Origin of the sequence: Psychrobacter sp. APC 3279, from assembly GCF_030407795.1 — a bacterium.
Taxonomy (GTDB): domain Bacteria; phylum Pseudomonadota; class Gammaproteobacteria; order Pseudomonadales; family Moraxellaceae; genus Psychrobacter.
In genome coordinates this window covers 59,512-79,952 of sequence record NZ_JASDCR010000018.1, presented here as the reverse complement: position 1 = coordinate 79,952, position 20,441 = coordinate 59,512, and the positions used below count along the sequence as shown (strand labels likewise).

Sequence of the window (20,441 nt, the reverse complement as noted above, 5' to 3'; positions counted from 1 at the left end):
GCTGTCTTAAATGATAATTTTTATAGTTAATAATCTCTCCGAAAAGAAAAGATAGTCAACTTTATTTTTTAGCATTCTGAATCAGCAAAAATCCACACAAGTTGTTCTTTAGTTATGCTTTTAAATAATGTCTGACACTGTCGTCCAGTGCTAGTATTTCAAACTAAATAAGTCAGCCAATGTGACTTATCCTATTTAGCGAGCTGACCATCATATCATGTTTTAATAGTCTGTCAACTTCTTTTTTTAATTTGTCTCATCAGGTTAACTGGGTTATTAATGTGTAATCTACACACTATCTACCTCCAGCTCGTCTTGATGAGGTGCGTATTATAGACGGTTTAAATTTTGTGTCAACCCGTTTTATTAATGTTTTTAAAGTTATTTTAGTGGATGAACAAATCTGTATTTCTTTCAATGGGTTATCGTCTAATTAATTTCAACAGGTTTAAAGACTGACTATAGATGTGCTATTTACTATACTTTCTAACATCAAAAACGTTTAGCTTTACTAGATAAATACCTTTTGCTATCTTTGAGCTTTATCTTCTTTTAAAGCAACAATTTCTCTATTTGCACTTTATAACTTACCCATTTTTTCAAAAAACGCTTTATACGCTGCGACTTTCTTATCTAACGATAACGGATAGGCACGTGAAGTCGACGGTAACCTATATAAGGTTAGGTTATTCACATCAGCTTTCTGATTATCTGTACTTTGCCATTGATAAGGGTAATCCATATTCTGATTGGTTTTTGGATACTTTGATTTGGCAATTGGCTCGTCTAATAACCCAAGCAGTACTTCGGTCGCCTTGCCTCCTGTTGTGAACAATGTCGCTACCTTTGGTACTTGCGGTAAAATAACATCTAAGTTGACAGGTGTGACTACCGTTAAATTTTTATCCGAAGCATTACCCGTCTCACGGATGGCCTGCTTTACTGTCGGGCAAGAAGCAATGCCACGTTCAAACATAAAATCTCGAATGCGCTCAGGGTCAAAGCGTTTTTCATCGCCTATTCTAAAGTAGTCAGCATCATCAAAAAATACTCGGCCATATATCCGCCACATATCATTATAAAAATTGGGATAATGAAAGCTCATCGCCCATTTATCAGCAGTCGGTGGAAAAGTACCCATCATCATGACCGTTGCATTGGGCGGTAAGACGGGCTCAAAGGGGTGAGTTTCAAGCTCTGTGGCTTTGTCATTAGACAATTTCGATTCAGTATCAGTGGTTTTTTGAGTGCTTGGTGTTTTTATAGTCATGATATTCTTCGTCAGAAAAGCGGTTTTTTTGGTATCATAGCAAGTCTAAACACTACCTCACTTATAAACATGTTATATAGTCAAACTTAGTCGGTTCAATCAGTTGACTTAAATAGCGCGATATCATTTTACTTAGCCTGAATTGCTTAGGCTTTGATGGCAGCTGTGAACGCAAATATTGTGATTGCGATAAACTAGCACTGTCGTAAAGTAGTTCATTAGTTTGATTGTGAAGGGTTTAACTTTACTATTTATGAGCTAAGGATATGGTTAAAGTGCGGTAAGTGTTTGTATCTTTTATACTAATAGCAACCGCAGTAACTGCGCAAGCATCAGACAAGAAACCAAGAGAGTACTTATGAGTGACTTAAACAGCGATTTAAAAATTACGGTAATCGATCATCCACTAGTCCGTCATAAACTCAGCCTTATGCGCGAAAAAGACTGTAGTACTTATAAATTTCGTACATTGACCAAAGAGCTTGCGCGCTTGATGGCTTATGAAGCAAGCCGTGATTTCGAAATCGAAACTTTCCCAATGGAAGGCTGGTGTGGCGAAATCACTGGTGAGCAAATTATCGGTAAGACGGCGACGATTGTACCGATTTTGCGCGCAGGTATCGGTATGCTTGATGGGGTGCTCGATTTGATCCCTACTGCTAAGATTTCTGTGGTCGGTCTACAACGTGATGAAGAAACATTGCAGCCAGTCCCGTTCTTTGAAAAATTCGTGAGCCACATGGACAAACGTCCTGCGCTAATCATCGATCCAATGCTAGCCACGGGCGGCTCAATGGTTGCGACTATTGAGATGCTAAAGAAAAATGGCTGTACTAATATTAAAGCATTGGTATTAGTGGCTGCACCTGAAGGCGTACGCTTGGTAAATGAAGCGCATCCTGACGTGACTATCTATACCGCTGCATTAGACAGCCATTTAGATGAGCACGGTTACATCATCCCAGGTCTAGGCGATGCTGGTGATAAGATTTTTGGTAAGCAGTTATCAAATAGATAAGTCGCATTAGGGTAAGTAAAGCCGTCATCAAAATTATGGCAACAGCAGACAACATCAATAATAAGGACAGATCATGAACGTATTGATTACAGGAGCGAGCACGGGTTTTGGTAAAGCGTTGGCAGAACGTTTGGTTGCTAACGGCCATCGCGTGATTGGTTGCGCCAGACGCCTTGATAAACTGAATGCTTTGGCAGAAACTTTAGGTGAGGCTTTTTTACCTGTGGTTATGGATGTGAGCGATACAGCTTCTATCCCGTACATCATTGCTGACTTGCCTGATGATTTTAAACAAATCGATGTCTTAGTCAATAATGCAGGATTGGCACTAGGTACAGAGCCTGCTCACAAGGCCAGTCTTGATGACTGGATGCGTATGACTGATACCAATATTAAAGGCTTGATGGCGTTGACCCATGCGGTCTTGCCAGCGATGGTCGCGCGCGATAATGGTTATATTATCAATGTCGGTTCAATTGCTGGTAGCTGGCCTTACTTTGGTGGTAACGTTTACGGCGCAACTAAAGCATTTGTAAAACAGTTCAGTTTAAACTTGCGAGCGGATCTGATTGGTACTCAAGTACGCGTGACCAACCTTGAACCTGGTAATGTGGCTGGCACTGAGTTTTCAAACGTGCGCTATCACGGCGACGATGACAAAGCTGCCAAGGTGTATGATGGCTTTAAAACTATGACAGGTGAAGATATCGGTGATATTTTGTTATGGTTGATTGAGTCGCCTGCTCATATTAACGTCAACCGCCTAGAAGTAATGCCAGTCGCCCAGACCTATAATGGACTGACGATTGCCAAGCAAGATTAATATTAACTGCTCGACTAGTTTTAGTGTCAATGTTGATTATTGATATATCACTTAGCAACACCAGACGCTGTTAGCGTAGTTCATAAGATCGAAGCAATATAGAGTCATCTATATTGCTTTTTTTTATGTCTTCAATAGCTTGCTCATTGACCAAACGCAAATCCTGGAAGTCCAAAATCAGCACCTCGTTACGCAGACGTTCGCTAGTGCGCTTGTTATGACGTATCGCAAACCCTAATACTTGCTTACCCGTGATGGTTATCTGATTAATGATTAACCTTGAATTATTCACGGTCAGCTTTTGGGTCAGATTCTGAGCATTTATTATTGCCGTTGCTGGATTCACCGTAGTGGTTAACGTCTTAGTCTGTCGTACACTTTTAGGCATATCTCCTGCAAAAAACAGTACCTGTTTAAGTGGTAAATACTGTGCATGCCGTACTAATTCTTGACGGAACAATGCAGGCATATCTGTATTAAAACTGTCTTCTGTCTGCTGATAAAGTGCGGTAAAGTTACGATGCAAATAACGCCCGAACACCGTAGTATTAATCCATTCTTGATAGACATCGTCTGCCAATAACTGCTTGGTAAAAGCACTGGCATCAACTGTGACATTCTTACTCAAAGTAGCAGACAACATCGATAGCAAAAGCGCCTGCGGACTGGTAAATGTCTGCTGCTGCCATACTTGTGGATATAGGCTACTATCGAGTAATGGCAATATTGATCTGCTCATGCACTTATATCCTCAACGATAATTTTCAGTCCCCAAATCGCACTGGTATATCCTCACTAACGGCTTTTACCCTTAGCGAAATTCTATGCTATGGTCAGGCGACAGCTTTAATATAGCAGTCTTTTATTCGCGGTATAACTATTTTGTAGCGGTGTACTCTACCGCCATACTTTTTTAGCTAAATTGACCGAGACAGCTTGAAAAATCAAAGAGATATCACTCTATGAAAAAAGACCTCATACCCTTTCCTACTCCCTACCAGCTAAAGACCATTACTGTCCAAACAGCTGATGGAACGCTGCTGCCTGTCTCTGTCATCGGCAAAGGTAAACCTGTCCTATTAATGCACGCTTTTGGTATGGATGCGAGGCAATTTTTGCCATTTATTTTACCACTCATTCAGCACTACTGCTTTTACTTGCCGCATTTTAGAGGGTTTGGTTTGGCCAGTAATCTAACGTTGCCAACGTTTGATTTTATTGAGCAATATACACAGGATACCCAAGATGTATTTGAATACGTAAGTAAAGAAACTGGCTTTGAGGCTTTTCCTGTTGCCGCGATATCGATGGGAGCATTGGTGATGTGGGCGTATTTTCAGCGCTTTGGCACTCAGCGCGTGAGTCACTATCTGAATATTGACCAAGCACCGATTATTCATAATCAGCCAGACTGGCAAGGTGGCGGTGTATTTGGTACACGACAAACCGAATTGTTTGCGCAATTTACACGGTTGATTACCGACACTGCTCCTTATCTACAAGCCGAACAAGTGGTTGACTTCCGTCATCTGCCCTATCGATTAAAAGTAAATCTATTGGACATGGAGCGCTCTTTTTCTCTGCTCTCTGTCAGTAGCAAACCTTCGCAATTATTGGTAAAAGCCCTCAGTTATCGGGCACCGCACAAAATCTCACTAATGGAGCACGCGACTTGGCAACACAAACTGCGCTGCCTATCAGCTTATGTTGCGCTGCCCTACGATTACCGAGATGTTTTGCCAACAGTCAATATTCCGACTACCTTACTGATTGGTGCGCGCTCGCAATTGTATAATGCAGAATGGCAACAGCGTTTGACCACTCTGCTGCCCAATGCACACAGTATTATTTTGCCAACATCAGGTCATGCTGTACCGATGGATGCACCTGTGGCATTTTATAATGTCTTAAAGCAATTCCTAAGAAGTCATTAGTTTTAGCAGACGTAAAAAAAGCGACTTTGAAAGTCGCTTTTTCTTTGTTCAATGAGTTGTTATTTCAGTTTGCAGAAAATTAATCCGCTAACGCTTTGATTAATTCAAATCGTGGAATTTCCTTACCATCGACCGTAACCGTTTCAGCAAACATCGCAAGCGGACGTACCCACACGCCGTATTCACCATATAAGCAACGATATACCACTAGCGATTCCTCAGTTTCTGAATGCTGCGCCACATGCAATACTTGATACAGGCTGCCTTTATAATGGCGGTAAATGCCTTGGGCTACCGTGTTTTGACTTTGTTGAGACATAAACCACTCATTTATATTAATAGTTAAAAGATTAATAAACGCTTTGTACTTTCGCTACAAGCTTGGGTTTTATATCTACCCATTCAGAGCTAACGACGCTGTACATGACTGTATCTGAAATAACGCCGTCACGGCGTACTCGATTGCCACGAATCACACCGTCTTTTTTAGCACCTAAGCGCTCGATGGCTTGTTGCGAGCGATGATTGTCAATATCTGTACGCCATCCTACGGTCTGATATTCTAGCGTTTCAAATATATAAGTGAGCAGCATCAGTTTACAAGTCGTGTTGACGTGCGTGCGCCAGTAAGATTTGGCATACCAAGTATAGCCAATCTCTAATCTTTTAGTAGTCGGCAAAATGTCATGGAAGCTTGTTGACCCAATCGCTTTGCCAGTATGCTCATCAATGACGGCAAAAGCTTGTCTATCAAGCATTGAATCTGCGACATTGATATAGTCAATGACCTTGTCTGGCTCAGGTACAGATGTCACGTTTATTTTCCACAATTCACCATCTTGGCAAGCTTTAATCAAGTCAGTGGCATGAGCGAGCGTTAATGGCTCAAGGGTAATATCATTACTCGATAAGGTAACCTGTTCTAGCATTTATCTCTCCTCAAGCCATTATTGATGTGAGCAAGCGCTTAAGCAACCGTCACTTTTGCATAAGCCTTTTTGCCTGCTTGAATAACAACCGTCTGACCTGAGGTTAGACTAAAGCCACCATCAACGACTTCGCCATCTACTTTGACCGCGCCACGTTTTACCATATCTTTGGCCGCTGAGTTGTTTTTAGCGAGCTTGGCTTGGTTCAGGATTTGAGTGATAAACAACGCATCTTGCCCTTCTAGATCCAACATAATTTCTGGCAAGTCGACTGGTAGCTCGCCATCTGCTAAAACGTTACCAGCAGATTTGTGCGCATTAGCAGCGGCATCAGCATCATGGAAACGTTCGATTAACTCTTCGGCTAAGATACGTTTGATTTCTTGTGGGTTGCGTCCGTCTTCCATTTCACGCATCAAGCTTGCCACTTCTTCCATTGGCTTAAAGCTTAAAAATTCAAAGTAACGATGGATCAGTGTGTCCGGCATCGACAGGATTTTTTGGTACATGGTGCCCGGTGCATCATAGATAGCGACATAGTTGCCCAGTGATTTGGACATTTTATTGACACCATCTAGCCCTTCTAAGATTGGCACAGTGATACAAACTTGCGGCTCTTGGCCATAGCGTCCTTGCAGCGTGCGACCCATTAGCAAGTTAAAGGTCTGATCAGTACCGCCAAGCTCAACGTCGGCTTTAAGTGCAATAGAATCGTAGCCTTGTACTAACGGATAAAGAAACTCATGAATAGAGATGGGCGTTTGTGATGCATAGCGTTTAGAGAAGTCATCACGCTCAAGCATACGCGAGACGGTTTGCTGACTTGCTAGCTGAATCATATCAGCGGCACTCATGTCATTGAACCACTCAGAGTTAAAGACCACGCGAGTCTTTTCTTTGTCCAAGATTTTAAATACTTGCTCAGCATAAGTGGTTGCGTTGGCTTTGATTTGCTCATCAGTCAACGGTGGACGTGTGCTGTTTTTGCCAGAAGGGTCACCAATCTTGGCCGTATAGTCACCGATTAGAAAATAAATCTCATGACCCAAATCTTGAAAATGCTTAAGCTTATTGATCAATACTGTATGACCCAAATGCAGATCAGGGGCGGTAGGATCAAAGCCAGCCTTGATACGTAGTGGACGATTGAGCTTTAGCTTAGCCACTAAGTCATCTTCAGACAATATCTCTTGCGTACCGCGCTGAATAAGGGCCAGTTGTTCTTCTAGGGTGTAAGTTTGATTGGTCATGATGCTCTCTATATATCACTTTAATTGGGATTTTTATGAATGACGGTTACTGGCTCAACACCTTAGGAAGTTTAGAACCTCAAAAGGTTGGAAAAAATGCTAGAATTTGACGGATATACTAGCGTTTTTTAAGGTAAATTGCCATGACCAACCCCGCATCGATTGCTGATACTGACCATAATGCCCTCGCAGACTTGCTTATGAATAATGGTTTGGATAACCCTTCAGACGATATTAATGATTTGACCTCTGATAATTCGAACTATGCCACCTTAACGGATGCCCTTGAGCAAACCGTATTTGAAAGCTTCGATGATGGCTTATATATCGGCATGATGTCTGGCACCAGTTTGGATGGTATGGATGCTGTCCTCTGTCAGTTTAATCCTGAGATAAGCAACGAAGATAACACTCAACCGCCGATGCGACTACTGGCGACCTATAGCCAAGATTTTCCGCCACGTCTGCGTGAAGTGCTACTGGCATTGTGTCAGCCGAATGGCGTGAATCAACTCGTACCAGAGGCTGATGAACCAAGCAGTGAATTGGATTGGTTCGGCTGGGCAAGTCGCACTTATGCTGAATTCGCGAGTGAAGTGGTCAATACGCTATTGCAGCGATCAGATACCGACCCTGAGTCAGTGCTAGCGATTGGCTGTCATGGACAGACCGTACGCCATCGCCCGCAGATGGGTTTTAGCTTGCAACTGGTCGATGCCAATATCATCGCGGAGCGCACAAGCATAAGCGTGGTCAGTGATTTCCGACGTCGTGACATGGCAGTTGGTGGTCAAGGCGCGCCTTTAGTACCTGCATTTCATCAGGCATTATTTGCCAATCCCTATAGCACACGTGTGCTGTTGAACTTAGGCGGTATTGCCAATATAACCATCTTGCCCGCCAATGAAAAAGACCAAGTTGTTGGCTATGATACTGGACCTGCCAACTTATTATTGGATGCATGGACCTCATTGCATACCGACAATGCTTATGATGCAGGTGGCGCTTGGGCGCAGTCTGGAACCCTCATTGAACCGTTATTACAGCAACTTTTGGCACATCCATTTTTTGCTCACTCTCATCCAAAAAGCACAGGCCGTGAGGACTTTAATTCAACTTGGTTGCAGGGTGAGCTACAGGCTTTTGAGCAAACCAATGCTAACATCAGTTATTCAGCAGCCGATGTGCAAGCAACCTTGACTGAGCTAACGGCTATCAGTGCCAGTACGCAAATCAATATGTTTATCAGTCACTCAAAAAACAGCTCAGTTTATGTTTGCGGTGGCGGCGCATTGAATGACTATTTAATGACACGCCTGCAAGCACACCTACCCCATTGCACAGTAAAAACCACTGAACATTTAGGACTTGCGCCAACGTGGGTAGAGGCCGTTGCTTTTGCATGGTTGGCGAGACAAACATTGATGGGTGAAACTGGTAATTTACCAGCGGTAACTGGTGCAAATAAAGGCGTGGTATTGGGTCAAGTATGTTTTGCCTGACCAGTTAAATTTTAGTTTACATACGTGCACCTATGTGTTTTATAATGACTTTTGAAACGCCATCCTCTTAGGACCTGTAAGTATAGGATATATCGCATGAGCCAGAATAGTAGTTCACCTATCGACCAAGCCACCACTGATGACACAAATAATATGACTGCAGCACCTGTACATAAATCGCGTCAAAAACCACCTCACCACGAGCGTTCTGATGATACGCGTGTGGTAGTCACAGGTATGGGCGCCATTACGCCGCTCGGTCTAGACGTCGATAGCTCATGGACCAAATTGCTCAATGGCGAGAGTGGTATCTCACCGATTACGCATTTCGATGCCACCGGCTACCGTGCGCAAATCGCAGGCGTGATCAAAGACTTTGATGCCAAGCAATATATGAATGCCAAAGATGCGCGTCGCTACGATGAGTTCATGCATTATGGGGTTGCCGCTTCTGCCATGGCACTAAAACACGCTGGTTTTATCGATGAAGTCAGTGCTGCTGATGCGCCTGTGCAAGGCGTTGACCAAGATCGCTTCGGTATTATTTTAGGTTCAGGTATTGGCGGTATCCAAACGATTGAAAACAGCCGTGATACCTTACATGAAAAAGGCGCAGGCAAAGTCTCACCTTTTATTATTCCAGGCTCTATCGTTAATATGGCCGCTGGACTGGTAGCAATTAAGCATAAGTTAAAAGGTCCAAACCTTGCGACCTCAACGGCTTGTACCACGGCGACTCATGCTATGGGTCTTGCTGCTCGTTTGATTGCTTATGGTGATGCTGACGTTATGCTGGCTGGCGGTAGTGAAAAAGGTTCTAGCCCACTTGGTATTGCTGGCTTTAGTGCTATGCATGCACTCTCTACGCGCAACGATGAGCCAACTAAAGCTTCACGTCCGTTTGATAAAGGTCGTGATGGGTTTGTCCTTGGTGATGGTGCTGGCGTGGTGGTATTAGAAAGCCTTGCCCATGCCAAAGCGCGCGGTGCAACGATATTGGCAGAGCTAGTCGGTTTCGGTATGAGCGATGACGCCAGTCATATTACTGCACCACCAGAAGACGGTAGCGGTGCGGCAAGAGCGATGCAAAATGCGCTAAACGATGCTGGTATCGAGTCATCAAGCGTCGGTTATGTCAACGCTCATGGTACTAGTACCCCTGCTGGTGATGTTGCTGAGTCTATTGCTATCGAAACTGTGTTCTCTCCTGTGAAAGACAGTATCTTAGTTAGCTCAACCAAATCGATGACCGGTCACTTACTTGGTGCTGCTGGTGGAGTTGAAGCTATCTTTACAGTACTTGCGCTACAGCATCAGCATGTACCACCTACGATCAATCTAGATGATGTCGAGGACAACTGTAACCTTGATTATGTGGCTAATAAATCGCGCAAAGTTGATAACTTGCAGTATGCAGTATCCAACAGCTTCGGCTTTGGTGGTACCAATGGCTCCTTGGTATTTGCTCGCTGGCCTGTCAATCAATAACAGCCATCTATCTACAGCGCAGCGCATGGTAATGAATGCGTTGTAACGTTGGTGTCAGATTTGCTACGTTTGTCCACTTGCAGCCCCTTATCGTACTTGCGTATGATAAGGGGTAATTTTTGGAACATTTATGGAAGATACCATGTCAAGCTACTCATTTTCCCATCAGTTTTATCAACGCTGGACGTGTGCACCTGAGCCAGTACGCGCAGCGATTACCCAAGAACTAAAAGACATCACTACCCTGCTGCAATCTGACACCTCATTTGAAGACTTTACTTTTAATACCCATGACTTAGATGCGTATGTAGACGAGCTATATGACAACTACAATGCTGAGCAAGCCATTGCGAAAGCAATCACGGACAAACAAGAACAAGAAGACGCAGCAGCTGCAAAACAAAAACTAGAAGACGAACAGAAGCAAAAAGAAGCAGAAGAAGCCACACGCAAGGCAGAAGCGACTCAAGAAGAACAAGAAAAAAATGAGCAGTCAGCGTTAAAGACAGACAACGATAAAGAACTGGCTGCTACCGACGTAGCCAAAGTAAACACAGATAAAGTCGTGGCAGATAGCGCTGTTACTGACGATTTTGTTACTGATAATTCTAGCGCAAAGATTGAAAAAGTGGCATCAGAAGCAAAAAATACTGAAGGCAATGCTAGCGATAATAAAAGTGCTGATAACAAAACCATTGGCGAACAGGCACATACGCTTAGCGATAACCACATTAAAGACATTAACAATAAAGCCAGTGCAGCGATTAATTTGGCCTTAAAAGACGCGAAGCTAGATGCAACACATCAACAGCTAATCCGCGAGCTAGAAACACAGGTCGATGACTATCTCAGTGAGCAAATGATGCTGATGTCTGAAAACCTAAAGTCTTGGCTACGTGCTGAGGTCACTCAACACTTTAGCGAACAGAGTGACTCAACTACTAATAATGAAGCTGCTAAGAAAAGCATCCACTAACAGTGCACCTTTTTCAGTGTTAAATTTACAGTTAGAAACAGCTGCTCAGTAGTAAGTACTAAATAACGAATACTAAAAAGCCCCGTAAATGATTTACAGGGCTTTTTAGTACTTTTAGTTAATGTTTTGAGCTTGGGATTAAATGGCTTTGGTACGCTCAGTCAACCATTCAAGCGCTGACCCTTCAATACGATCTTTTAGCTCTGCGAAGACTTTGCTATGATAGTCATTCAACCAATCAATCTCGGTTTGATCCAAAAGTGACGGCTCAATCAAACGCGTGTCAATTGGGCAGTAAGTGATGGTCTCAAAGTTCAAGAAATCACCAAACTCTGTCTCAGTAGGCTTAGCAACTGGCGTATTTACTACCAAGTTCTCGATACGGATACCCCATTTGCCTTCGCGGTATAGACCTGGCTCATTACTTGAAATCATACCGACTTTCATCGCGCGCTCTTTTGGTGTGCTGGCACTATAAGCGATGACCTGTGGGCCTTCATGTACGTTCAAGAAATAACCAACGCCATGACCTGTACCATGACCATAGTCCATCTGTGCTTGCCATAGTGGTGCACGGCAAATAGCATCGATCAACGGTGAGGCGATACCATCAGGGAAATGGGCACGAGCTAGCGCAATGTGAGCTTTTAGCACAATCGTAAAGTCGCGTTTATGCTCAGCAGTGACTTGTCCAATACCGACTACGCGGGTGATATCAGTCGTACCGTTTTGATATTGTGCGCCTGAGTCAATCAGTAGCAATCCGCCTTCACCCTCGGCCACATCAAGGTAGCTGAATTTTTCTGGCGTTGCACGGTAATGTGGCAATGCGCCATTTTCGTTAAAGCCTGCGATGGTTGGGAAGCTTGGCGAGACATAATGCGGCTGACGACTGCGCACGTCTATCAGCATACTATCAACATCTAGCTCACTTAAACGCTCGCCTGCCGCTAGACGCTGCTCAAATGTAGCAAAAAACTCAGCCAAAGCAGCGCCATCTTGACGCATCGCTTCACGCACATGATCGATATCTGCATCAGATTTTAGAGATTTGAGTAATGTACTAGGCGCCATTTGCTCAATAAAGCCAACATCGTCTGCCATTTTTGAGAGCGTGCCTACTGCAACTTTGCTCGGATCTAACAATAATAAATCGTCTGGCGTCAATGCGCTCAATGCCTCTTGCACAGCAGAATAGTCAGCTAATGTGATACCGCTGTCTTTTAGACTCTGTGCAATATCTTCGCTTACTTTGTCAGTATCAACAAACAACGTTGCTTTGTCGGCATCAATCAACATATGTGACAAGAATACCGGATTATAATCAACATCCGCACCGCGCAAGTTCGTCAACCAAGCGATGTCATCTAAGCTTGAAAGCAGATGATGGGTCGCACCTGCTTCTGCCATGCCTGCACGCACATCAGCAAGCTTTGAGGTGGCTGACTGAGCAAGGAACTGCTCATCATGAGTATATAATTTGGCCGCTGGTAGTGCTGGACGATCTGTCCAAATTTCTGTCAGCACATCACGCTCAGTGATCAAAGTAATGTCATTGGCATCAAAAGCATTTAGCAGGCGATCTTGCTCGGCGATAGATAGTACGTTGCCGTCTACTGCTACGCTATCTCCTTCTTGTAAATGATCGGCTAACCAATCGATATGATTTGGCTGACCTGGCGCAAGCTTTTCTAAAGTAATACCTGTGCCTTCTAACTGGTCGGCAGCATGTACCCAATAACGGCTATCCGTCCATAGACCTGCAAAATCAGCAGTCACGACCAGCGTGCCGACAGAACCGGTAAACCCTGACAGCCATAAGCGTGCTTGCCAGTACTCTGGTAGATATTCAGATAAATGTGGATCAGCAGAGGGTACGATGATGGCGGTGAGATCTTGTGCTGCTAAGGTGCTACGTAAATTAGCAATACGTTCGTGAATGGCTTGTTTATTCATTGAATGTGTCCTTATAGAAATTATAAAAATATGATGATGGCGCGATTATTTACAATCGTCTTGTTCTAATAGTTGTCTTGTTTGAGTTCTTGATACTGCTTTAGTTTTAATAAGACATTTATCATTGATAGCAATTACTCAAGCAAACAGTCTACTTATTTAGCTATCTAATTATGTTTTCGTGGATAACTGCTTCCGCTTATTGAGAATAGAAAATTGAATTAATGTAGGCTTATAAAACGCTGTACTGCTGTTTATGGTGAGCTATCACTAGATGTTTGGGCAGATAGTAAGCTTTCAATAGCTCGTGCCAAATATCTCACAAACTAAAACAATAAAACGTGCTACCAGTAATGGTAACACGTCTCATCATGTGTCACTTGTGCTGTTGCTATCCACAAATGTACATCAGACTATCTTATTGCTTGGCCAGTTGTTTCTCACGCTCGCTTTCTTTGAGCATCTTATTGATAGGTTTTGCTAGTATCAATAATAGTACAGCGGTAACTACCAAGAAGATGGTCATGGTAGTAAATAGATCTGGTAACCCTTCGATTTTGTCAGCAGATACATGCCCACCAAAGAAAGCAGCAACCAAGTTACCCATAGCGATAGAAGCAAAGAATAACCCCATCATTTGCCCTTGCATACCCTCTGGCGCCAGCTTAGTCATGGCAGATAACCCAACTGGGCTTAATGCTAACTCACCTAGCGTCAATAATAATAAACTACCAACCAACCATAGTGGCGATGCCAGGCCAGCACCAGGCGCTAAAATGCTTTTTGAAGCAAAAATCATCAAGGCGAAACCTGCGGCTGCCAGTAGCATACCGAGTGCAAACTTAGCCATACTGCTAGGCTCAAGACCTCGGTTACCAAGCTTGACCCAAACAATACTAATGATGGGAGCTAAGATCAGAATAAATAAAGGGTTCAATGACTGGAACCAAATACTTGGTATCTCAAATCCTAAAACATTCAGATCGGTATAACGATCGGCAAATAAGTTAAAAGACGTTGGCTGCTGCTCAAAACTTGACCAAAACAGCGTCGAACCAATAATTAAAACAAAGCAAATTAGCAAGCGTAGTTTGTCTGTCTTATCCAATCGTGGTGAGATAAACATAATAGCGAAATACAAGATGACCACCGCAGCAATGATATACGTCATATACTCTGCAACCATCTCAGGATTGAACGATATCATGCCGGTAGACACTAATAGCACTGCGGCTACTAGCAAGGCGACAAAACCACCAACCCAGCGACCGATGTTTTTGTAATGGTCGTTAGATTTTTCCCACTCAGCAGAAATACCTTTGGCGCGTGCATAACGCGTTAAGTTCTTTTGCGCGACAAAACGATAGATCAGTAATGAGACCAGCATACCTAATCCGCCAACGCCAAAGCCGACATGCCACATGCCTTTTTCTTTGAATACGCCGACGATAAGTGCCGCTAGTAACGCACCGATGTTAATACCCATATAAAATAAGGTAAAACCGCCATCACGGCGAGAGTCGCCTTTGGGGTACAAGGCACCGACCATTACTGAGATACAGGTCTTAAATAACCCTGAACCCAAGACAATACAGATTAAACCAACGAAGAACAGCGTCATACCAAACATCGCTGAAAGCGCGATACACAAGTGACCAAGGGCAATAATAATACTGCCCCACCATAACGCACGCTCTTGACCTAGCCAGTTATCTGCTAACCAGCCACCTGGTACTGCTGCTAAGTACAACGAACCAGCAAAAATACCATAAATAGCAGAAGCGGTGACTTCATCGAAGCCAAAACCGCCACTGCTCACTGTTGCCACCATAAATAGAACTAATAGTGGACGGATACTATAATAGGAGAATCGCTCCCACATTTCGGTAAAAAACAATGAGCGTAAGGGCGCAGGATGTCCCATAAAGCCATTGTCTAGTGCTTCTAGCTCTGCTGCACTAGCCCCCGATTTTGTTTCTGTGCCCATAACTTTATTCCTTTAAAGATCATATTTGTAATGACCAAACCCCTGATTATCCAGATAGACGGTCATATAGGCGGAACATTGTTTCACTTGGCTATAATCAAGTAAAGAAAGAATTGGTCAAAAATTACACAAATACCCATAAAAAAAGCCCGCCCTCAATGGTTGAGAACGGACTCTTTTTATGGGTATCTAGGACAGTAATATTATGCTTATAGCACTGTTGATACAGACTTTATAATGCAGCTCATTTAACAATCGAGTAGCACTATTTTAGCTCATTTACATAGTCATACTACGGCTTATTGTGCTGCGGCCTCATCAGTAGCGTCACCAGCATTCCCAGCATCTAAGTCACCATCCGCTTGCTCAGCTGTCAAATCAGCATCGGCAACAGCGGCTTGGCTTACAGTACCAGAAGCAGTTGCGGTACCAGCTTCTGCAGTGACAACTGCACTATCTGCATCTGCATCTGGTGTTACGGTTGCATCTGCTGCAGTATCAGGCGCTGTAGCATCTGACGCTTCTTCTGTTGTTGCAGCATCTGCATCGGCTGGATCCGCTTCTTCTTCAGTAGCAGTGGCTTCTGCTTCATCTGCTGCAGCTGACGCTTCAGTTGTCTCAGCAGTGATATGCTCGCCTGCTGGACGCAAAAATGCAGAAACACCAATAAGTAAGACAATACCTAAGAACATGGCAATGCCACCTAAAGCGAATAACAGCTCTTTTTTTGGATTGTTATTAACGATACCTTCTGACATACCTTATCCACCTTGCACAAAATATTTGAAATATTGACCTATTATATCGCAATTTATACTGATTTGTGAAAACCCTTAAGTATTTAAAGGGTTTATTATCCACAATTTAACTATTCATTTTTGGCACTTGTGACAGCTAACTACTTAATCAGTTATCTATTATTCGCTATCGTCACATCTTACTTAACAATACTACTTAACCGAACGTACTGGATTCTTCGGACGTTTACCCAAATAGCTGAGTATCAGCAACAGTGCCATGATAAACAAAATAGGATATTGACCAAAGCGCATAAATGGCGTGTTGCCAACTCGTGCCTGAATATCACCGCGCAATACAGTACGTTCAAACTGCGGTGCACGCTCTACGATACGACCTTTATGGTCGATAATAGCCGTCACACCTGTATTGGTCGCACGCATAAACCAGCGACCGTTTTCGAGCGCGCGCATCTGCACCATCTGTAGATGCTGTAGTGGGCCTGCTGACGTACCAAACCAAGCATCGTTTGAGATGGTTAATAAGAAGTCCGTGCCAATCGCGTTTTTGCGCGTGGTATCTGGATACGCCACTTCGTAACAGATAGCTGCACCTAAATTATGCCCTCGCACACGCAGCGGTGACTGCTGATCACTACCGCGACTATAGCTCATAATGTCTTGGCTACCTGCTAGATTAGGCAAAATATCAAGCACGCCTTGGAATGGAATATATTCTCCAAATGGCACTAGACGTTGCTTTTTATAAAGCCCTTCTGCCTGTGCCCCTAGCGCAACCACGCTATTGTAGAATGGCGGATATTTATCTGTACTGGCATCAAACGCTGCTTCATCCTTATAAGGAATGCCTGTCACCCATGTCGTGTCAGTCTCTTTGGCCATCGCGACCATTTCACTGATAAAACCAACAGCTTCTGTCTGAAACATGGGAATCGACGATTCAGGCCACAGCACGATGTCACGCCCCCACTCGTCACGAGTCAACGTTGCATAGATTTTTAGCGTCTCAATCTGATACTCGGTGAGCCATTTTAGGTCTTGTGGGATATTACCCTGAATCAAAGATACCGATAGATCAGGAGTGCCTTTTGGCTTGGTCCATTGCGGATTGATCAACCATAGCGTGCTACTAATGATTAGCAAGGCTATCGATGGAATCATATAGCCACCGCGGCGACGCAATAGCTCAACAATACTGGCAGCCAATAATACCGCTACAAAAGAAACCGCAAAGACACCAACCACAGGCGCGAGCGAAGACAACCAGTACTGCTCAGTAAACGCATAACCAACGAATAGCCAAGGAAAACCAGTAAACAGCCAAGTTTTCATCCACTCTTGGAGTATCCATAAGGCAGCAAAAGATAACGGCTGCTTGCCGACCACACGATTAAAGATGAGCGCCAAAAAGCCGTGGAACAGTCCCATGCCTAGACCCATGAGCGCAATCATAATCAGCGCAAGCCATGTGGGTGTATCGCCATAAACGTGTATCGAGGTATATAGCCAAAATGCGCCAACACACCATAGACCCGTACCGTACGCTTGACCAATTAGAAAGGCGCGGCGACCTGTCATCGTTGGTACCAATAACGCATATAGAATAGCAGGTGATACCACGGCAACTGGCCAAATGCCATAAGGCGCGAGCGCGAGTATAAAAGCTGCCCCTGCTAGCCAAGCTATTAGTACCGTCAACCCCATATGTAAACCTTTTGGCTTATCGGGATTCAGACGTTTTTGCAAATCAACAGTAGACAGACGCATAGCAGTTATCCAAAACCATATTTTCTAAAATTTCTCAGCTGAGCGATGAGATAACACTCACGCAAAACCTGACTGCACAATGCTTTATGCAGGGCCACAAGTAAAACCCACCCATGATACCAGTCAAAACCTAAAAGTGGGTAAATTTGCGTAGCTAAAACCTCATTCTAAAGTTCAAAAGGCAGAAAGCAAAAAACACGATTTTTCATCGTGTTTTTTATTAATTTGCTAACAAGTTTTATTCATTGACCAACTATCGTGACACTATAAGCAAGCTAGTGGCTGCCTATCAATATCTGTTGCTCAGCATTAGTTTTGGTCAGCTCTAGATTTTGGATAAATCGCCCTTCTACATCAGTGATAGTAATTTTCCAATCGTCTATCACGACGCTTTCGCCTTCTAGATCACCAACGAAGCCAAGTGCTTGCATGACCAGACCGCCCATCGTATCGACATCGGTATCGTCAAAACGGCTACCCAGCTCATCATTACAGTCTTCAATTACTGTAGACGCTTGGACACGCCATGTGTTTGGCTTTTCAGGATCGGCGATAATGTTATTAATATCACTGTCTTCATCAAAGTCATCATGCTCATCGACGATATCACCAACGATTTCTTCTAACAAATCTTCCATGGTGACCACACCACCAAAGTTACCAAACTCATCAACGACAATCGCCATATGCACTTGGGTGCGCTGCAATGAGCGTAACAAGGTATCAGAACGAGCCGTTTCACTAATATATAACGGCTGGCGCACCAAGTCTCTGAGACGCTTACTATCAATTTTATCTTCTTGATTGCGAACCATATGTACCAAAATTGGAATCAAGTCTTTTGCCAATAAGATACCGATGACGGCATCATCATCCTGACTGTCAAAAACAGGATAGCGCGAGTGGGTGGTCTCAAGAATGATGTCCATCACTTCAGCAAGACTGGTGCTCTCGTGCAGACCAATCACTTGCGGACGCGGTGTCATGATTTCGCGGACTTGTGTCGCAGGCAAATCTAGCACGCCTTCTAACATATCGACAGTATCAGGCTCTAAAAACTGGCGCGAGTCTTGTACCAGACGAATCAATTCATCACGGGTTTCGGGGGCGGTCGATAGCCAGCGTTTTAAGCCGCGCATCGACCAACTACTCGGGCTGGGAGTGTCGTCAGACATGGTGGTGTGATTTAACCTCTTTAGTTAATAAAAATCAGAATAGTATTCAATAGAAAAATGAACAATACTCAATAAAAAAACAAGTAGAGCCTAGATGGGGATAAAAGTAGCAAATAAAACAGCTGGTTTGTTATTAATTAATGGATGAATAACAAATTTGCTAATACAAATTAGCTTCACTTTATCGCAAGGCTCACCGACATTCAACGACAAATTCACTCAAATTGTATTGTCAGCGTGTTATAAACTTTGCTATGGTCAAAGCCTTTATTCATCAAAGCAAACCCTATGTCGCTACGTTCCGTTTTTTCTCGCTTACTCTCGTCGCGTTCACGCAGTCGACTGTCAGACAGTCGTGGCTTAGAGAGTTTTGACTTAAAACGCAAAACATTAGAACGTAAACAGCCAAAGCCTACATGGTGCCAGCGTCTTGTGACTTTTTTAATTGCCGTTACGTTGTTGTTATCGGCGCTATGGTTGTTACTCGCGATTTGGTATCAATACGGCGTCAGCTCAGTATTGACTTGGCTTGCGACAATAGCGATTGTAGGTATATTAGCTGCGCTGCTAAGTACGCGTTATTGGGATACTGTCACAAAAGTATTGCACAGTGACTCATTGTCTAATAAAAAATCAATCAGCAAAAATATAGCAACCAAGCTGCTTATCGGCATATATAGCGCTGTTTGGCTGGTAGGTCTAGGTTGGTTTTTTTCTATCGAACCTAAACAAGATCGAGAATGGATGGCTGAGGTCGACCAGCGAGTCTCCTATGAGCGCGATGCGACCAACCCTGACTTGATTACCTTAACCAATGTTCGTAACTTTGATTGGCAAACTGAAGAAGACGCCACCGAGCATTGGGATACCCGTACGATTGATCTGTCTAAACTCTCTGGCGTTGATGTGACTAACTCTTATTGGATGGGGCCGCTAATTGCTCATACCTTAGTTAGCTTTCGATTTGAAGATGATAGACCACTTGCCTTCTCATTTGAGATTCGTAAAGAAGACGGCGAGTCTTTTTCAGCGCTGGCTGGGTTTTTTCGACGTTATGAGTTGAGCCTGATTGCTGCAGAAGAGCGCGACATTATCTATACCCGTAGCAACGCGCGCGGCGAGCAGGTTTATCTGTTTCCTATTAGCAATTTGCAACAGCATGAAGTGAGGTCACTGTTTGAATCTTATCTGACTGCGGCTGATGATTTGAACGCTAAACCTGCTTGGTACAATACATTAATCAGCAACTGTACCAATATTATCTTTTATATGGCGCGTATCGTTAGTGGCGATCGTTTGCCATGGGATTATCGGATTTGGGTGTCTGGTTGGTTACCGAACTATCTATATGATGTAGGTATGTTGGATGCAGCTCCAGAAAAGGACAACCAGCCTTGGTCAATGAACACGTGGTATGAGCGTACTCATATCAACCCAAAAGCAAAAGGCTTTGATAATCAAGTCAACTCACATTCTAATATCGATAGAGATAAAAACAGCCGTAAATTCTCACAGCAGATTCGTCAAGATATTCCGATACCAACATTGGCTAACTCGAAAGCCAGTGCTGAAGCGAAGGCCAAATCTACTGCTCAGGCATCTAACTAA

The 20,441-nt window shown here is 43.6% G+C and carries 17 protein-coding genes; 7 read left to right on the top strand and 10 right to left on the bottom strand.

The genetic code is table 11. From position 1 onward, the window contains the following. Positions 1 to 580 precede the first annotated feature (580 nt). Positions 581 to 1,147 (bottom strand): DNA glycosylase, encoded by a 567-nt coding sequence (locus tag QL898_RS10725; RefSeq protein WP_356639104.1) that lies wholly within the window; start codon positions 1,145 to 1,147, stop codon positions 581 to 583. A gap of 481 nt (positions 1,148 to 1,628) precedes the next feature. Here QL898_RS10725 and upp point away from each other — a divergent pair, with 481 nt between their 5' ends. Both upp and QL898_RS10715 read left to right on the top strand, forming a co-directional pair. Beyond that, the gene (upp, locus tag QL898_RS10720) at positions 1,629 to 2,288 is read left to right on the top strand and encodes a uracil phosphoribosyltransferase (RefSeq protein ID WP_057761878.1); all 660 of its coding nucleotides are present in this window, start codon (positions 1,629 to 1,631) and stop codon (positions 2,286 to 2,288) included. Positions 2,289 to 2,361: 73 nt separating this feature from the next. After that, positions 2,362 to 3,111 (top strand): SDR family NAD(P)-dependent oxidoreductase, encoded by a 750-nt coding sequence (locus QL898_RS10715; protein ID WP_290176780.1) that lies wholly within the window; start codon positions 2,362 to 2,364, stop codon positions 3,109 to 3,111. Between the two features lie 70 nt (positions 3,112 to 3,181). Here the strand turns inward: QL898_RS10715 and QL898_RS10710 are convergent, their stop codons facing one another. Further along, the gene (locus QL898_RS10710; protein ID WP_290176779.1) at positions 3,182 to 3,850 is read right to left on the bottom strand and encodes a hypothetical protein; all 669 of its coding nucleotides are present in this window, start codon (positions 3,848 to 3,850) and stop codon (positions 3,182 to 3,184) included. A 223-nt stretch (positions 3,851 to 4,073) separates the two neighbouring features. Here QL898_RS10710 and QL898_RS10705 point away from each other — a divergent pair, with 223 nt between their 5' ends. Next, entirely contained in the window at positions 4,074 to 5,045 is a 972-nt protein-coding gene (locus QL898_RS10705; protein WP_290176778.1) for an alpha/beta hydrolase, read from the top strand. 79 nt (positions 5,046 to 5,124) lie between these two features. Here the strand turns inward: QL898_RS10705 and QL898_RS10700 are convergent, their stop codons facing one another. The 3 genes from QL898_RS10700 to tyrS are packed head-to-tail and all read right to left on the bottom strand — an operon-like array spanning position 5,125 to position 7,224. Then, positions 5,125 to 5,364 (bottom strand): DUF1653 domain-containing protein, encoded by a 240-nt coding sequence (locus QL898_RS10700; protein WP_201549534.1) that lies wholly within the window; start codon positions 5,362 to 5,364, stop codon positions 5,125 to 5,127. A gap of 31 nt (positions 5,365 to 5,395) precedes the next feature. Then, complete coding sequence (locus tag QL898_RS10695; protein ID WP_201549533.1) at positions 5,396 to 5,974, bottom strand: GNAT family N-acetyltransferase; 579 nt, start codon at positions 5,972 to 5,974, stop codon at positions 5,396 to 5,398. 38 nt (positions 5,975 to 6,012) lie between these two features. Continuing rightward, on the bottom strand, positions 6,013 to 7,224 hold the full coding sequence (gene tyrS / locus QL898_RS10690) for a tyrosine--tRNA ligase (RefSeq protein WP_290176777.1): 1,212 nt from the start codon (positions 7,222 to 7,224) through the stop codon (positions 6,013 to 6,015). Positions 7,225 to 7,367: 143 nt separating this feature from the next. Here tyrS and QL898_RS10685 point away from each other — a divergent pair, with 143 nt between their 5' ends. The 3 genes from QL898_RS10685 (at position 7,368) to QL898_RS10675 (ending at position 11,190) form a co-directional block, all read left to right on the top strand. Continuing rightward, positions 7,368 to 8,726 (top strand): anhydro-N-acetylmuramic acid kinase, encoded by a 1,359-nt coding sequence (locus QL898_RS10685; RefSeq protein ID WP_290176776.1) that lies wholly within the window; start codon positions 7,368 to 7,370, stop codon positions 8,724 to 8,726. Between the two features lie 153 nt (positions 8,727 to 8,879). Further along, the gene (fabF, locus tag QL898_RS10680; protein ID WP_290176783.1) at positions 8,880 to 10,214 is read left to right on the top strand and encodes a beta-ketoacyl-ACP synthase II; all 1,335 of its coding nucleotides are present in this window, start codon (positions 8,880 to 8,882) and stop codon (positions 10,212 to 10,214) included. A gap of 130 nt (positions 10,215 to 10,344) precedes the next feature. After that, positions 10,345 to 11,190 (top strand): hypothetical protein, encoded by an 846-nt coding sequence (locus tag QL898_RS10675; protein ID WP_290176775.1) that lies wholly within the window; start codon positions 10,345 to 10,347, stop codon positions 11,188 to 11,190. A 138-nt stretch (positions 11,191 to 11,328) separates the two neighbouring features. On the opposite strand, the gene QL898_RS10670 is transcribed toward QL898_RS10675, so the two are convergent. The 5 genes from QL898_RS10670 to QL898_RS10650 all read right to left on the bottom strand — a co-directional run bounded on the left by QL898_RS10670 (position 11,329) and on the right by QL898_RS10650 (position 18,833). After that, positions 11,329 to 13,146, bottom strand: coding sequence for an aminopeptidase P family protein (locus QL898_RS10670; RefSeq protein ID WP_290176774.1), 1,818 nt, complete (start codon positions 13,144 to 13,146; stop codon positions 11,329 to 11,331). A gap of 418 nt (positions 13,147 to 13,564) precedes the next feature. Beyond that, complete coding sequence (locus QL898_RS10665) at positions 13,565 to 15,133, bottom strand: peptide MFS transporter (RefSeq protein WP_290176773.1); 1,569 nt, start codon at positions 15,131 to 15,133, stop codon at positions 13,565 to 13,567. A 299-nt stretch (positions 15,134 to 15,432) separates the two neighbouring features. Then, on the bottom strand, positions 15,433 to 15,891 hold the full coding sequence (locus QL898_RS10660; RefSeq protein ID WP_290176772.1) for a hypothetical protein: 459 nt from the start codon (positions 15,889 to 15,891) through the stop codon (positions 15,433 to 15,435). A gap of 192 nt (positions 15,892 to 16,083) precedes the next feature. Then, a complete protein-coding gene (lnt, locus tag QL898_RS10655) occupies positions 16,084 to 17,658 on the bottom strand; it encodes an apolipoprotein N-acyltransferase (RefSeq protein WP_290176771.1) in 1,575 nt (524 codons plus the stop codon). 275 nt (positions 17,659 to 17,933) lie between these two features. After that, a complete protein-coding gene (locus tag QL898_RS10650; protein WP_290176770.1) occupies positions 17,934 to 18,833 on the bottom strand; it encodes a CBS domain-containing protein in 900 nt (299 codons plus the stop codon). A gap of 288 nt (positions 18,834 to 19,121) precedes the next feature. Here QL898_RS10650 and QL898_RS10645 point away from each other — a divergent pair, with 288 nt between their 5' ends. Then, positions 19,122 to 20,441 carry a DUF4105 domain-containing protein gene (locus tag QL898_RS10645; protein ID WP_290176769.1) on the top strand — a complete coding sequence of 440 codons (1,320 nt, stop codon included), beginning with the start codon at positions 19,122 to 19,124 and terminating at the stop codon, positions 20,439 to 20,441.

Coding starts and splice junctions, on each gene's coding strand:
- QL898_RS10725 (WP_356639104.1), bottom strand. CDS start 1,147: ATGATGATGGGTACTTTTCCACCGACTGCTGATAAATGGGCGATGAGC.
- upp (WP_057761878.1), top strand. CDS start 1,629: ATGAGTGACTTAAACAGCGATTTAAAAATTACGGTAATCGATCATCCA.
- QL898_RS10715 (WP_290176780.1), top strand. CDS start 2,362: ATGAACGTATTGATTACAGGAGCGAGCACGGGTTTTGGTAAAGCGTTG.
- QL898_RS10710 (WP_290176779.1), bottom strand. CDS start 3,850: ATGAGCAGATCAATATTGCCATTACTCGATAGTAGCCTATATCCACAA.
- QL898_RS10705 (WP_290176778.1), top strand. CDS start 4,074: ATGAAAAAAGACCTCATACCCTTTCCTACTCCCTACCAGCTAAAGACC.
- QL898_RS10700 (WP_201549534.1), bottom strand. CDS start 5,364: ATGTCTCAACAAAGTCAAAACACGGTAGCCCAAGGCATTTACCGCCAT.
- QL898_RS10695 (WP_201549533.1), bottom strand. CDS start 5,974: ATGCTAGAACAGGTTACCTTATCGAGTAATGATATTACCCTTGAGCCA.
- tyrS (WP_290176777.1), bottom strand. CDS start 7,224: ATGACCAATCAAACTTACACCCTAGAAGAACAACTGGCCCTTATTCAG.
- QL898_RS10685 (WP_290176776.1), top strand. CDS start 7,368: ATGACCAACCCCGCATCGATTGCTGATACTGACCATAATGCCCTCGCA.
- fabF (WP_290176783.1), top strand. CDS start 8,880: ATGACTGCAGCACCTGTACATAAATCGCGTCAAAAACCACCTCACCAC.
- QL898_RS10675 (WP_290176775.1), top strand. CDS start 10,345: ATGGAAGATACCATGTCAAGCTACTCATTTTCCCATCAGTTTTATCAA.
- QL898_RS10670 (WP_290176774.1), bottom strand. CDS start 13,146: ATGAATAAACAAGCCATTCACGAACGTATTGCTAATTTACGTAGCACC.
- QL898_RS10665 (WP_290176773.1), bottom strand. CDS start 15,133: ATGGGCACAGAAACAAAATCGGGGGCTAGTGCAGCAGAGCTAGAAGCA.
- QL898_RS10660 (WP_290176772.1), bottom strand. CDS start 15,891: ATGTCAGAAGGTATCGTTAATAACAATCCAAAAAAAGAGCTGTTATTC.
- lnt (WP_290176771.1), bottom strand. CDS start 17,658: ATGCGTCTGTCTACTGTTGATTTGCAAAAACGTCTGAATCCCGATAAG.
- QL898_RS10650 (WP_290176770.1), bottom strand. CDS start 18,833: ATGTCTGACGACACTCCCAGCCCGAGTAGTTGGTCGATGCGCGGCTTA.
- QL898_RS10645 (WP_290176769.1), top strand. CDS start 19,122: ATGTCGCTACGTTCCGTTTTTTCTCGCTTACTCTCGTCGCGTTCACGC.